Raw genomic sequence first — 13687 nt, forward strand, 5'->3', positions numbered from 1 at the left:
GGTTACAACGATGGATAAGAGTATTTGTTATAATAAAACCAAATTGATGGTGTATGATGGTTTGATAATTTAGCTTTAAAATTTTAAATAAACTGTTTATTTTAAAATTAAATAATTAAAGAAAGGAGAGTTAATATTTTCTTATATTTACAGTGGTAAGTTGAAATTCAATTAAATTAATTAATCAATTCTAATATTATATTGATAATAATAGTCCATTTAGCTTTGGTTGTTCTTTTTTGGTTTTTTTTGTTTTTATTTTTATGCTTTTTGCTTTTTTTTGCTTTTGAATGGGAAGGTATGAGTATAGTCACATTAACGTAACAGGGTATAAATTAGAGTAAATGCCATGAGGTAAAATGGCATGAAAGCAGAACGACATAAGAAAATAATTAGTATTTTAAAAAATACAGGCTCAGCAAAAGTTTCTGTTTTATCGAAAGAACTTAATGTCACGAAAGAAACCATTAGGGCGGATTTAAATTCTTTAGCAAAAAAAGGAATTATTAGCCGTTGCCATGGTGGCGCATATATCGAATTTGAAACCCTAGACAAAGTTGCTAAAAAGGAAATTATTCAATTTCTTGAGTGCAATGAAAGTTTTAATGAAAGAACAGATAAGGATGATGCCGTGTTAGGTAAAGTATGTGTATTAGGTTCATTTAACGTTGATATGATTAGTTATTTACCTCGACTTCCTGAAGCGGGTGAATCATTGTTATCGAATAAATTTATTTTTTCACCAGGTGGAAAAGGTTGTAACCAAGCACTAGCAGCAAGTTATTCCGATTCACCTGTGCATTTTATTACTAAAATAGGGACTGATCAATTTAGTGAATATGCAATAAATTTTATTTCTTCATCAAAAATAAAAACATCAACAATATACCAAACGGAAAAATACCAAACAGGAACGGCATCAATATTTGTCTCTGAAAACAGTGGGGAAAATATTATTTCGATATATCCAGGTTCAAATATGGATATCACTGCGGATGAGGTTAAAATTCAGAAAGATAAAATTGTAAATTCAAATATTATTCTTCTTCAACTGGAAACGAATATTGAAGCATTAAGGGAAATAATTGAAATCGGTAATGAATATAATATTCCGATTATCTTAAATCCTGCGCCTTACAATAATATCGTTAATGAGCTAATTGGAAAGATCGATATTTTGACACCGAATGAAACAGAAGCAAGCTTGCTCTCTGACATCAATGTTGTGGACATTGAAACTGCCAAAAAAGCAGCTGAAATTATCTATAACAAAGGTGTAAAAAAAGTTGTCATTACACTCGGAAGTAAAGGCTCTATTGCATTTGATGGTAATAAGTTCATTTATTCTCCGGCTTACACTGCCGTTGTTAAAAATACGGCGGGTGCAGGTGATGCATTTAATGGCGCTCTTGCAGCTTCATTAGCGAAAGGGAAACAATTTTCTTATGCCTTACGTTATGCATCCGCGTTTTCATCCCTTGCTGTTGAAACAAGCAACGCTTCAGAAATGCCTGAAGATATTAATGTTATGCATCGTATTAATCAAACAACCTACTCACAGGTTGTGACTCAATCCCCTGAATAAATTAATATTCTGAAACGAGGAAAAAAATGAAAATTTTATTTATTGGTGAATCATGGCATATCCATATGATCCACACAAAAGGTTATGACAGCTTCACATCAAGCAAATATGAAGAAGGCGCTACATTTTTATTAGAGTGTTTAAGAAATAAAGGTGTGGAAATTGATTATATGCCAGCCCACACAGTGCAAATGGCATTTCCGAAAACTGTCGAAGAATTAGAAAAATACGATGTTGTTGTAATCAGCGATATCGGTGCTAATACATTTTTACTGCAAAATGATACTTTCTATAATATGAAAGTATTACCAAATGCATTAGGCCTAATTAAGCAATATGTTAGCCAAGGCGGCGGTTTATTAATGATTGGCGGTTATTTATCCTTTATGGGTATTGAAGCGAAAGCGAATTATAAAAATACGTTATTAGCAGAAGTATTACCGGTTGAAATGCTAGATGGTGATGACCGTGTGGAAACGCCTGAAGGTATTTTCGCAACACCAGAAAATACACAACATGACTCTATTAAAGGTTTTGGTAATTGGCCGATGTTCTTAGGCTATAACAAAGTTAAGCCAAAAGAAAATACAGACGTCGTTTTAAATATTGGTGAAGATCCATTACTCGTCTTTGGCCAATATGAAAACGGAAAAACAGGTTGTTTTATGAGTGACTGTTCGCCGCACTGGGGAAGTCGTGAATTTATGGCTTGGGAGCATTACTCAGATATGTGGGTAAATATCCTAAAGCAAATCGCACGTTAATTAATTATTTAAAAGTAAAAAATCAAAAATAAAGAAAATAAGTGCTGGATTCTATTCAGCACTTTGTAAGCCGATTACAAAAATAATGACTCATAGTCAAAATCCAAAAGGAATATTTTATGAGTGCTAAAAGTTATTCTACTCCGTTTTTAATGATAGCGACGGTATTAGCCGGTATGTTATCGCCAATGCAATCCGCAGTGAATGGGCAGCTCGGTGATGTTTTAAAAGATGGTAATGCGAGCGCGGTTATTTCCTTTGCTAGCGGTTTGGTTGTGATGTTTTTTATCATTATTGCGAAAAAACAAACCCGACAACAATTTGCAGCAATTCCGAGTTTAATTAAAAACAAAAAAATTCCGCTGTGGAACTGGTTTGCAGGGTTATGTGGCGCAATGGTCGTGTTTTCTGAAGGGGCATCCGCCAGTGCATTAGGGATTGCAACCTTCCAAACAGCATTAATCTCCGCATTATTACTTTCTGGGCTATTATGCGACCGTTTTGGTATTGGTATCGATGAGAAAAAACCGTTTACCACGTTTCGTGTATTAGGCGCGGTGTTTGCTGTTGTTGCGACTTTATTTGTGGTGTCACCACAGTGGCATTCCAGCTCAGCAATTTATTTAGCTATTCTGCCGTTCTTAGCGGGTCTATTAGCCGGTTGGCAGCCAGCAGGTAACTCTAAAGTTGCCGAAGCGACAGGCTCAATGATGGTTTCTATCACGTGGAACTTTATTGTTGGCTTTACTGTTTTAACGATTGCGTTAGTCATTCGTATGGCATTGGGACACCTAACCCTTGAATTACCGGGTGTTTGGTGGATGTATTTAGGTGGCCCATTAGGTCTGATGTCGATTGCATTAATGGCTATTTTAGTTCGCGGTTTAGGTTTATTGATGTTAGGTGTGGCTTCAACGGCAGGCCAGTTACTTGGCTCCGTATTAATTGACCTTCTGTTACCATCCCTCGGTAATACCGTCTATTTAGTCACTATCATCGGTACCGTATTTGCCTTAGTGGGGGCGATTATCACCACCATTCCTGAGTTTAGAGAAGCAAAAGCGACAAAAGCCGCAGGAGTATAAAAATGAAAGGGTATATCCAAACAGTGACGGGTCCTGTTAAAAAAGAAGAGATGGGACTGACATTGCCACATGAGCATCTGTTTAACGATTTATCAACCGTTGTCGATGAGCCATTCTATGACTTTTCGCATGTTCTAGTTGATAAAAAAGTCAGCGCAGATATCCAATGGGGACTTAAACATGACCCGTATTGCTGCTGCGATAACATGGATAAAAAACCCATTGAAGATGTCATCTATGAAGTGAATAACTTCAAAGAGTTAGGTGGTAGAACATTAGTCGATGCTACAGGGTCAAAAGCGATTGGACGAGATGTCCATCAATTACGCGAAGTGGCGATTAAAACAGGCATTAATGTTGTTGCTTCTTCGGGGTTATATATCGAAAAGTTTGAAGGTGATCGCCTCGTTAATGATATCGATGCCATGGCTAAAATGATTGATGATGAGCTGAATATTGGTATTGATGGAACCGATATCTGTGCGGGTATGATTGGTGAAATTGGTGTTTCACCATTTTTTACCGAAGGCGAAAAAAACAGTTTACGCGCGGCTTCCGTTGCACAGTTGGCAAATGATCATGTCTCAATGAATATTCACATGCCGGGCTGGCAGCGCCGTGGTGATGAAGTCCTTGATATCTTAATTAAGGAAATGGGTGTTAACCCAGCTAAAATTTCATTGGCGCACTCAGACCCATCAGGGAAAGATTTTGATTACCAACGCCGGATGCTAGACAGAGGCGTATGGCTTGAGTTCGACATGATAGGTTTAGATATTTCATTTCCAAAAGAAGGGGTTGCTCCCACAGTGACCGAAACTGCGGATGCAGTGTGTAAGCTGATTGAGATGGGTTATGGCCAGCAAATCGTGTTAAGCCATGATGTATTCCTTAAGCAAATGTGGGCTAAAAATGGGGGGAATGGTTGGGGATTTGTTCCTAATGTTTTCTTATCTTTACTCGCGAAAAAAGGCGTTGATAAATCAATGCTCAACCGTCTTTGTATTGATAATCCTGCGAATTTATTGGCATAAATGATTTAGTTCTATTTGAAAAGAAAACATTTGCGGCATCTCATAATGAGTGCCGCATTTTTTGCTTTTTTAGTTTGGTAAGGGGCACTCATGAGCTTGAGATAACTTATCAATTATTCAACTGATTGATTTTACTATTGAATTATATCGGACGTATATTACTAAAAACACGCATAAAACTTATATTCAATTAACATTTTCCACAAATACCAATAACAATGAGAATCAAAATAAGATACAATCGCGCGTTATAAATTCGTACCCAGATGACGGAAAAACGTTGCACCTGCGCTCCTCAATTAGACAACTTGCTGCCTATCTGGCGTTATTAGCGGTTGCTATGTTGTTCATTGCGCCATTGATCTCTAAATCGATGGAACAGATGAATGATTGCATAGCAACGAATAACGTTACAGAGAACACTGCAATGGCAGAGCATTCGATGCATTCGCATCAAGGTATGCTGATGCCTGAAAGTTGTGAGCACAGTGGTGCAATGAATCACATGTTAATGACGGGTATTGGGCAATCGCCGATGGAAGATATTGCCTGCGGTTACTGTCAATTATTGGTTCACTTTCCATTTCTTATCTTATTTATTGCCGCTGTTATTCGACAGCTTGCAACACTAACACTGTTCCTGCCATTTGAACGTCGCGTCCAGCTTTGGTTATTTAGGCCTTGGACCTTGCGTTTAGCCCGTGCTCCACCATTTATCTGATTTTTTATCATTAATACATTCATAACATAATTCTATTTTTGCCTTATTCAGCAAAGTCGATTGCGTGCGTCTTGAATTTGATTGCTTTTTCAAGAGGTATTCCTATTGGGAGCGTCGATTTTGTGGCTAAGACAACGATGGCAGTATTTCTATTGATATAAAAAACAGGCTATAAATGAAGACATTACAATTTAGATTTGCACCTGCGGCAGCATTGGTTATCAGCGTGATTGGTTCCACCTCAGTGATGGCGAAAAATGATATTAACCAAAGCCCAATCTCTGAAAGCTCAGTCATGATCGTGACTGCACCTGTTGATTCCCCATTAACGATTACGACGTCACCAAAAACACCAAGGCAGCCCGTTCCTGCCAGTGATGGTTCTGATTACCTCAAAACTATTCCCGGTTTTTCCCAAATTCGTAATGGTGGAACCAATGGCGACCCGGTATTTCGTGGCATGTTTGGTTCACGTTTGCGTATTTTAACTAATGACAGTGAAATGCTAGGCGCATGCCCATCAAGGATGGATGCACCAACATCTTATATATCCCCTGAAAACTTTGATGTGCTCAATATGATTAAAGGGCCGCAAACGGTATTGTGGGGGCCGGGTAACTCAGCAGGAACTATTCGTTTTGAACGTGAAAAACCATTATTTACTGAAAGTGGTATGAAGGGGAATGCAAGCGCGTTAACGGCCTCGAATCACCGCTGGGATACGAACGCGGATGTTAGTTTGGGCAATGAAACAGGCTACTTACGCGTTATTGGCAATAAATCACGTTCTAATGATTATAAAGATGGTAATGGCGATAAAGTTCCGTCGAAATGGGACAAATGGAACGCGGATATTGCACTGGGCTGGACGCCAGATGAATACACGCTATTAGAACTTACTGCGGGTAAAGGCGATGGCGAAGCGCGTTACGCAGGACGTGGTATGGATGGTTCCCAATTTAAACGTGAAAGTTATGGGTTGCGATTTGAAAAGAGCAATATCGGCGATGTTCTCGACAAAATAGAAGCCAATGCCTATTACAACTATGCCGACCATATTATGGATAACTATTCTTTACGCTCACCATCAGGTGGCGGAATGGGAGGGCATATGGGGATGGGGCATGGCGGCCATAGTATGATGAACATGCCAATGAAAATGCGCGTTGACCGTGAAACCATGGGTGGGCGTGTGATGGGAACATGGTTATGGACGGATTATGAGCTGCGAGCGGGGGCTGATATGCAAACTAACAAGCACCGCAGTAAAAATACGGCTGGCTGGGTGAAAGATGCGCAGTTCCAAGATTATGGCGTATTTAGCGAATTAACATGGCAAGCCACGGCACAAGGAAAAGTTGTCAGTGGAGCACGTTTGGATCGCGTAATCGTTGAGAATAATAAGGAAATCGGCTCTTCAGGGCGTAATACCGTCATGCCAGCGGGTTTCGCTCGTTATGAGCATTCCCTCGAAAATACCCCTGTAATGTTGTATGCAGGTGTCGGCTATACCGAGCGTTTTCCTGATTATTGGGAACTGTTTTCACCAAAAATGGGCCCAGACGGTACAAGTAATGTTTTTGATAGCTTAAAAACAGAAAAAACCACCCAATTGGATATTGGGGCTAAGTTCAGTCATGAGAATACCAATGCGTGGGTTTCTGCCTACGTAGGTCGTGTTGATGATTTCATTCTTTTCCGTTATAGCGCCAGCAATCCTCGGATGAGCCAAGTTGAAAATGTGAATGCCATGATCATGGGCGGAGAGCTCGGTGTGGCGCAAAAACTTAGCGATGAGTGGAAAGCCGATGCTAGCCTTGCTTATGCATGGGGTGAAAACAGAACAGACGGTAAAGCGCTTCCACAAATGCCACCACTTGAAAGCCGTTTTGGTTTGTCTTGGGAAAAAGGGGATTGGACAACGACAGGGTTAGTGCGTGTTGTCAGTCGTCAAAGTCGTGTCGCCATCAACGACGGCAATGTGGTGGGGAAAGATTTTAGTAAAAGTGCAGGTTTTACCATTTTCTCATTCAATACCGCATACAAAGTGAATGAAAATATGAAGTTAAGTGCTGGGGTCGATAATTTGTTTGATAAGACTTACAGTGAGCACTTAAATTTAGCGGGTAACAGTGGGTTTGGTTATTCATCTAACGTACCGGTGAATGAACCGGGCAGAACGTTCTGGGCTAAACTGAACGTAACGTTTTAATTTCTAGCCTACAAATAACCCGCTATTTATTAGCGGGTTATTAAGAACATTTTAAATTATAACGGGTATATAATAATTGAGTTCTTGAATATAGCTATATGGGTTATTGATAAAGTCATCGTAAGTGGGTTTAGACTTCAGGACATAAAGCTCAACATCTGAGCCATCCCCTCGAACAATATCCATTTCAGCCAAAACCTTACCATAAGCAGTATAAATAATATCGTTGTAATCAGTGCCTTGAAGGCTGCCACTAAATTTAATTTCTAAATAATCTCCTGCGGGGACTTGCAGGCTTTTAGCTTGTGCGGGAACGATATCCACATCTTTTTCATCTAAAGCCGTAGTATATAAAAAACGGCCTTCTTCGTTAGCATTCGGGTCAACGCCATGAATAGCATATAAATGCTGAGTAACATATTGGTTTTTATCAAGAAATGACTGCCAGTAATGGCGTCTAAGTTCTTCAGTCTTGAGATTCCACTCATTAATGTCTTGTGTATAGCGGTGTTGTACACCTAATAGATGAGTTGCAGGAAGTTGTGTTAACTTCACCTGCACTTGTAACTCTTTACTGTCTCGAAGTGGAAGGCAGAAACCATCCACTTTCCAACCTTCACGTTTGCGATATTCTGATGGTGTCAGATTAAACTGCTTTTTGAAGGCGCGGCAGAATGTTTGCTGAGAATCGAAGCGATAGCGAAGAGAGATATCCATGATACTATCATTGGTTAAACGTAGTGCTACCGCAGAACATGATAAGCGCCTTGCTCGAATATACGAACCCAGCGCTAACCCTGTTTGATTTTTAAACAGGCGTTGAAAGTGCCATTTTGTGTATCCTGACCTATCAGCCACCGTATCAAGGGATAGGCGAGACTCCAAATTTTGTTCAATCCAAAGAATAATTTCTCTGATAACGCTTTCTTGTAGCATGATAATCCCTTCAATTCGCTTTTACTTAAGACCAACAGAATGCAAAACTATCAATAGTAGAGGGTAATGTTAGGTAAGTATTCATAAGTGCTCTAAATAGGATAACATGTCTACTGACAATTTAATTAAAAAGATGTGAAGTTAAGTAAGTTTTCTATTGGTTTGATTTAACATGGAATCAATGCATTACGCATGTTCGGTGTTAATTTCGATGTTCGCCTAATATTACTATAACGTTTAATTTTTTTATAAAATAAATCTTAATATTAAATTAATATGTAAAATAAGAAAGAGTGCTGTAATTCATAAATCATCAATATTAGATGGTGATTTAATGATTATTTAAAAAAGATATAGTGTGGTAAATGTTATTATGTTTATTTAAAGAGAAAAACATTTGGATTATTTAGATGATTTTTTATCGATGCACTGGTTTTTTATGATTAGTAGGTTAAGGTAAGTTTTAGCTTGTTTTTATTGATTAATTTCTGAAGGTGGAAACTAAATGATACAATTGACAATAAATTGACACGATAAATGTAAGGAAATAACAATAAATAGCTCAGATTGATTTTATAAGATGAAAAAAATAAGCTAGAATTTTAAATTAATTAAAAATCAATTTCAAAAACAGAATGACATTATTGGATTATTCTGAAAAAGAATGTTCATTATGTGTTTTTTTGCTATTGAATTGTGATGTTGTTCAAGTTTAAAATGTAACAATGTAAATTTAAAAATTGTTTTATTTCAATTGGATGGGCTTTGATTTTTTATTTTTTTATAAGTTAATAGTCTTATTTTGACGTGTTTAACTGAAATTTTATTATCATAAATCAATTTATATATTTAATGGTAATGATAATTTACGCATCCATTAATAGTAATGTTATTAAATCTATCGGGAAAGTTATGAGCAAAGATAATATCGCAAAAATGTTAGGCTTGAAAATTAAAATGCAACGTGAGAGTCATAAAATGACAATTAAGCAAACTGCAACATTAATTGGTGTGTCTGAAGATGAAATGAATCGTTTTGAGACAGGTGATAGTTGTATTGATGTTGATTCATTATTTCAATTTGCATATTTATTTAACTTAGAACCAGCCAGCTTTTTATATGGCGTAGTCAACACAAATAGTGGTGCTCGTAGTACGTTACATTAGTTTATTATCTTATTAATCGTTATTGGAAAGCTAATTAATTAGATTTATTTATAATGTATGTCATGGTACTCATTTTTATAAAATGTATTATTTTAAAATACATTATATAAATTCAATGAGTTATGAAATATGAAAGCAAATAGCCTTTACATCATTAAGTATTTACAAATAGATTTATGCTAAATAAAATCATTGTTAGTCAGCAGGTTTATTATTTCATCAGTGAGTTTATTTGCTTGTAACCAGTGATTTATTTGAAATGATTTTTCTTCATTACGGAGTTTTAGAATAAATTGGTCAAGTTGCTTAACGATGGAGGTTTCCTCGTTAATGTTTTGATTTTCTTGGCTAATAGTCAGTTTACTCTCAGCTTCGTAACTGTGATTACACTGTTTAAGTGAAATTTTATCAGCGATGTTTCCGGTATTAAAAAACAGCTCAAATGAAACGAGTAGTCCGCTTTTATGGCGAAGGTTGATGATAATGACGTCACCATTTTCCATTTTTGCGAACGGGTGGGAGTATTGAACGGAAGCCTCGCTTAGCGAGAAGTCTGGTAATAATGATAAAAGTAATGCAACTTTTTGCGTTAATACGCTACGTAACGTATTAAAAGGTAGCCTATTTTCAGGCTCAATCACTCGGTGTGCCGAAAGCCTTAGCAAGCCAGTTTCGGAACCACTACTGATTGTTAAAGCCGTTTTTAATTGAGTGAACGCATCTTCAAATGAAAGTACAGGGTTGTAATTAATGCACACGCCATTACGTTTGGCGCGTTTAAGTAAATCACTGAGTTCTAACTCACTGTAGTTAGGAATATTATTGAGTAAGAGATCTTTTCCTGCATCAATAGCTCGCTCTATCGTGAATTTTAGTAATTCATCGCTGCATACTGATGTCATGATGATGGAATTAATATCATCATTATTCATCAACTCTTCGATTCTGCGCTTTTGACACATGTAATAGCTCATTGACGGTAATGGCGGTTCAATATCGCAAACCGCTTTTAACTCGCAGTGGTGTGAGCTTAACTTTATCGATTGAATATAAGGCAAATTTTGGTTATGCGTCCCGATTAAACCAATTCCAGTACGGTCCAAAGACATCACTGAGTGCTGTTCTTCGAGTAAACGAAGGTGGCCAAGCAAATAAAGGAAGTGAGTGTTTATCATGCTTTTTCCTTATTTTCGGTTTTGAGTCGGAAATTTACATAATCTCAACATAACAGGACGGAATAATAATTTCATTTGAATGTTATAATGGAATTTGTATTTTCTGATGTAACTCACAATTTACAGAAAATAATGTCGAAAAATCACATTTAAGTTGTCGAGTCGGAAAATGCGCGGTGGGTTAAGAAATTTTGGTTCACAATCGGCAAATAGAATGCTCTTAACCCATGGAGGCGTGAGTTAAGAGCAATTATTAGCTAAATGAGTTTATTACCTTGGCGGTAGGCTAATGCAACGGTTAATGACTGTGCTAAACATAATGTGGCTGACTGAGAACGAAACGCATCAACTTGGGCTTCTTTAATTACAAAGCAGACATCACTAAAGCTGGCGAGTGGGCTAATTTGGCTATCGGTAATCACAATTTGCTTTGCTCCTGCCTGAGCCGCTTTTTCACTTACCATCACTGTTTCTGAGGCATAAGGTGTGAAACTGATCGATATAACGACGTCATTTTCGCTAATCCGGCTGATCTGCTCTTTAAACATTCCACCAAGACCATCAATTAACACCGGGCGACATTCTAAATGGCTGAGAGCATAACTTAAGTAAGTTGCCACGCTAAAAGAACGACGCAGCCCTATAATATAGACATTCTGGGCATCGGCTAATAATGAAACGGCTTTTTCCATATCTTCAGCAGGGGTTCTTGCTGCCATTTGCTGCAACGCTTGTGCGTTTGAATGGGCAAATTCTTTTAAAATTTGTGCTGGATCATCACTTAACTCCTGCTCGCTATCCATCTCACGAAAGAGCCTTGCTCTATCTGTATAGCTTGCGGTTTCCTCGACCAAATTCATGCGAAACAGTTGTTTCATTTCATTGAAGCCACTGAAATCGAATGCATTGGCGAAGCGGATCAAGGTAGATGGAGGCACATTGGCCTCTTTAGCGATAACCGCAACCGTATCAAAGGCGACACTATTCGTATTATCGAGTACGTATCTTGCGACTTGTTGTAGACGTTTACTTAACTCATCGTACCGAGCACGAACTTGCTCTTGAAACTCATTTAAATTTGCTGCACTTGACATATAACCTCCATGATTTGGCTCTAATTGTAGTTGTTTTGTGCCGTTAGTCGAATCTTTTTGAAACAATCAGTTCATACGATCCTGTCTTTTCTTATCATTTATTGTAATTACTGGGTATTTCACTCAACAAATTGAATGGGTTATCTCACGTATTTCTTTTATTGAATACAGGAGAACAGCCCCATTTAACCCCATAAGTTTGATTGTTCTTGGGGCAATTAATGATTAAAGCGGTTTTTGAAACGAGCGTCTCTAAAGTGAATAAAAAATTTCATAAAAACTTTGGCTGGATCACATATATTGAATGTTGTTTCAAATTTGATTGAAAATGAAATGAATATTTCATATACATTAAGTAACACAAGGTAACTCTATCAGCTAAAGAGAGGCAGCATGGAACAGATTCATAATTTCATTGGTGGTGAAATCGTATCCAGTCAAAGCGGGCGATTTGCGCCAGTATTTAACCCTGCAACAGGGGCGCAAATTGCACAAGTTGGACTTAGCAGTGCCGATGAAACGAAAAAAGCCATAGAAGTTGCGCACAAAGCATTCCCAAAATGGGCAAAATTATCACCGTTAAAACGTTCACGCATCCTGTTTAAATTTAAAGCATTACTCGAAGACAATATGGATGATTTAGCGCGTTTAATTTCAAAAGAACACGGTAAAGTTTTCTCCGATGCAGTGGGTGAATTGACCCGTGGATTGGAAGTTGTTGAATTTGCTTGTGGTATTCCACATCTGCAAAAAGGTGAGCACTCAGCCAATGTCGCAACGGGCGTAGATAGCCATTCATTAATGCAACCTTTAGGGGTGTGTGCAGGGATTACGCCGTTTAACTTTCCAGCAATGGTACCCATGTGGATGTTCCCAGTAGCGATTGCAACGGGGAATACCTTTGTTTTAAAACCGTCTGAAAAAGACCCTTCTTTAGCACTAGCATTGGCAAAACTGCTTAAAGAAGCGGGCTTACCTGATGGCGTTTTTAACGTTGTACAAGGGGATAAAGAGTCTGTTGATGTCTTATTAACAGCGCCGGAAGTCCAAGCGGTCAGTTTTGTCGGTTCAACACCTATTGCAGAATATATTTACGCAACTGCATCTGCTCATGGTAAGCGTTGCCAAGCGTTAGGTGGTGCAAAAAATCATTGTATCTTAATGCCTGATGCAGATATGGGGCAGGCCGCAAATGCGATTATGGGCGCAGCGTTTGGTGCTGCGGGTGAACGCTGTATGGCGTTGTCAGTGGTATTAGCGGTTGGTGATGAAACCGCAGATGCGTTGATTGCTAATCTGAAAGGGCAAATTGCCAAAATGACGGTTGGCCCAGGTATCACTGAAGGCAAAGAAAATGACATGGGGCCAGTTATCTCTGCACAGCATAAAGCTAAAATTTGTGATTATATAACTAGCGGCGAAAAACAAGGTGCAACCCTGTTAGTTGATGGTCGTGATTTTAAAGTGACAGGTTTTGAAAATGGCTATTTCGTTGGGCCAACATTGTTTGATAATGTCACGCCTGAAATGGACATTTATAAAGAAGAAATTTTTGGACCGGTGCTTGCTGTCGTCCGTGTTCCAGATTTTGAAACTGGTTTGAAACTGATTAACCAGCACGAATATGGTAATGGAACCGCAATATTTACCCGTGATGGTGAAACAGCTCGTGAATTCCAAGAGAATGTTCAAGCGGGAATGGTGGGTATCAATATTCCAATTCCTGTTCCGATGGCATTCCACAGCTTTGGTGGATGGAAACGTTCTATTTTTGGACCCTTAAATGTGCATGGAAATGATGGTGTTCGCTTCTATACTCGCATGAAAACGGTGACAAGCCGTTGGCCTGCTAGTGTGCGCTTAGAGCATCATGAAAGTAGTTTCACAATGCCAACCATGGAATAAATGGAGACC

11 protein-coding genes are annotated in these 13687 nt (G+C 38.3%); 8 read left to right on the top strand and 3 right to left on the bottom strand.

Going from position 1 to position 13687, the window contains the following annotated elements:
• Nucleotides 1-364: 364 nt before the first annotated feature.
• The 6 genes from AC4IFT_RS01305 to AC4IFT_RS01330 all read left to right on the top strand — a co-directional run bounded on the left by AC4IFT_RS01305 (nt 365) and on the right by AC4IFT_RS01330 (nt 7401).
• Nucleotides 365-1585 carry a ribokinase gene (locus tag AC4IFT_RS01305; protein ID WP_490733731.1) on the top strand — a complete coding sequence of 407 codons (1221 nt, stop codon included), beginning with the start codon at nt 365-367 and terminating at the stop codon, nt 1583-1585.
• A gap of 26 nt (nt 1586-1611) precedes the next feature.
• Nucleotides 1612-2349 carry a glutamine amidotransferase gene (locus AC4IFT_RS01310; protein ID WP_490733729.1) on the top strand — a complete coding sequence of 246 codons (738 nt, stop codon included), beginning with the start codon at nt 1612-1614 and terminating at the stop codon, nt 2347-2349.
• Nucleotides 2350-2468: 119 nt separating this feature from the next.
• On the top strand, nt 2469-3434 hold the full coding sequence (locus AC4IFT_RS01315; RefSeq protein WP_353242179.1) for a DMT family transporter: 966 nt from the start codon (nt 2469-2471) through the stop codon (nt 3432-3434).
• A 2-nt stretch (nt 3435-3436) separates the two neighbouring features.
• Nucleotides 3437-4468 (top strand): phosphotriesterase family protein, encoded by a 1032-nt coding sequence (locus AC4IFT_RS01320; protein WP_490733727.1) that lies wholly within the window; start codon nt 3437-3439, stop codon nt 4466-4468.
• A gap of 280 nt (nt 4469-4748) precedes the next feature.
• Nucleotides 4749-5189 carry a DUF2946 domain-containing protein gene (locus AC4IFT_RS01325; RefSeq protein ID WP_490733725.1) on the top strand — a complete coding sequence of 147 codons (441 nt, stop codon included), beginning with the start codon at nt 4749-4751 and terminating at the stop codon, nt 5187-5189.
• Between the two features lie 175 nt (nt 5190-5364).
• Nucleotides 5365-7401, top strand: a complete 2037-nt coding sequence (locus AC4IFT_RS01330; RefSeq protein ID WP_490750436.1) for a TonB-dependent copper receptor — start codon at nt 5365-5367, stop codon at nt 7399-7401.
• Nucleotides 7402-7452: 51 nt separating this feature from the next.
• Here AC4IFT_RS01330 and AC4IFT_RS01335 read toward each other — a convergent pair whose 3' ends face one another.
• Nucleotides 7453-8337: a helix-turn-helix domain-containing protein gene (locus tag AC4IFT_RS01335; RefSeq protein ID WP_490733721.1), complete on the bottom strand. Its 885-nt coding sequence runs from the start codon at nt 8335-8337 to the stop codon at nt 7453-7455.
• Nucleotides 8338-9249: 912 nt separating this feature from the next.
• Here AC4IFT_RS01335 and AC4IFT_RS01340 point away from each other — a divergent pair.
• Nucleotides 9250-9504: a helix-turn-helix domain-containing protein gene (locus tag AC4IFT_RS01340; protein WP_490733719.1), complete on the top strand. Its 255-nt coding sequence runs from the start codon at nt 9250-9252 to the stop codon at nt 9502-9504.
• A gap of 179 nt (nt 9505-9683) precedes the next feature.
• Here the strand turns inward: AC4IFT_RS01340 and AC4IFT_RS01345 are convergent, their stop codons facing one another.
• Nucleotides 9684-10679, bottom strand: a complete 996-nt coding sequence (locus AC4IFT_RS01345; protein WP_490733717.1) for a hypothetical protein — start codon at nt 10677-10679, stop codon at nt 9684-9686.
• 257 nt (nt 10680-10936) lie between these two features.
• Nucleotides 10937-11773, bottom strand: coding sequence for a MurR/RpiR family transcriptional regulator (locus AC4IFT_RS01350; protein WP_490733715.1), 837 nt, complete (start codon nt 11771-11773; stop codon nt 10937-10939).
• Between the two features lie 393 nt (nt 11774-12166).
• Between AC4IFT_RS01350 and AC4IFT_RS01355 the strand changes: the two genes are divergently transcribed.
• Nucleotides 12167-13678: a CoA-acylating methylmalonate-semialdehyde dehydrogenase gene (locus AC4IFT_RS01355; protein ID WP_490733713.1), complete on the top strand. Its 1512-nt coding sequence runs from the start codon at nt 12167-12169 to the stop codon at nt 13676-13678.
• The last annotated feature ends 9 nt before the right edge of the window (nt 13679-13687 follow it).

Source organism: Providencia sp. UF-183, from assembly GCF_058246155.1.

Bases quoted from the DNA above. Each gene is read 5' to 3' on its own strand.
- AC4IFT_RS01305 (WP_490733731.1), top strand. From the start codon at position 365: ATGAAAGCAGAACGACATAAGAAAATAATTAGTATTTTAAAAAATACA.
- AC4IFT_RS01340 (WP_490733719.1), top strand. From the start codon at position 9,250: ATGAGCAAAGATAATATCGCAAAAATGTTAGGCTTGAAAATTAAAATG.
- AC4IFT_RS01320 (WP_490733727.1), top strand. From the start codon at position 3,437: ATGAAAGGGTATATCCAAACAGTGACGGGTCCTGTTAAAAAAGAAGAG.
- AC4IFT_RS01355 (WP_490733713.1), top strand. From the start codon at position 12,167: ATGGAACAGATTCATAATTTCATTGGTGGTGAAATCGTATCCAGTCAA.
- AC4IFT_RS01310 (WP_490733729.1), top strand. From the start codon at position 1,612: ATGAAAATTTTATTTATTGGTGAATCATGGCATATCCATATGATCCAC.
- AC4IFT_RS01335 (WP_490733721.1), bottom strand. From the start codon at position 8,337: ATGCTACAAGAAAGCGTTATCAGAGAAATTATTCTTTGGATTGAACAA.
- AC4IFT_RS01330 (WP_490750436.1), top strand. From the start codon at position 5,365: ATGAAGACATTACAATTTAGATTTGCACCTGCGGCAGCATTGGTTATC.
- AC4IFT_RS01315 (WP_353242179.1), top strand. From the start codon at position 2,469: ATGAGTGCTAAAAGTTATTCTACTCCGTTTTTAATGATAGCGACGGTA.
- AC4IFT_RS01350 (WP_490733715.1), bottom strand. From the start codon at position 11,773: ATGTCAAGTGCAGCAAATTTAAATGAGTTTCAAGAGCAAGTTCGTGCT.
- AC4IFT_RS01345 (WP_490733717.1), bottom strand. From the start codon at position 10,679: ATGATAAACACTCACTTCCTTTATTTGCTTGGCCACCTTCGTTTACTC.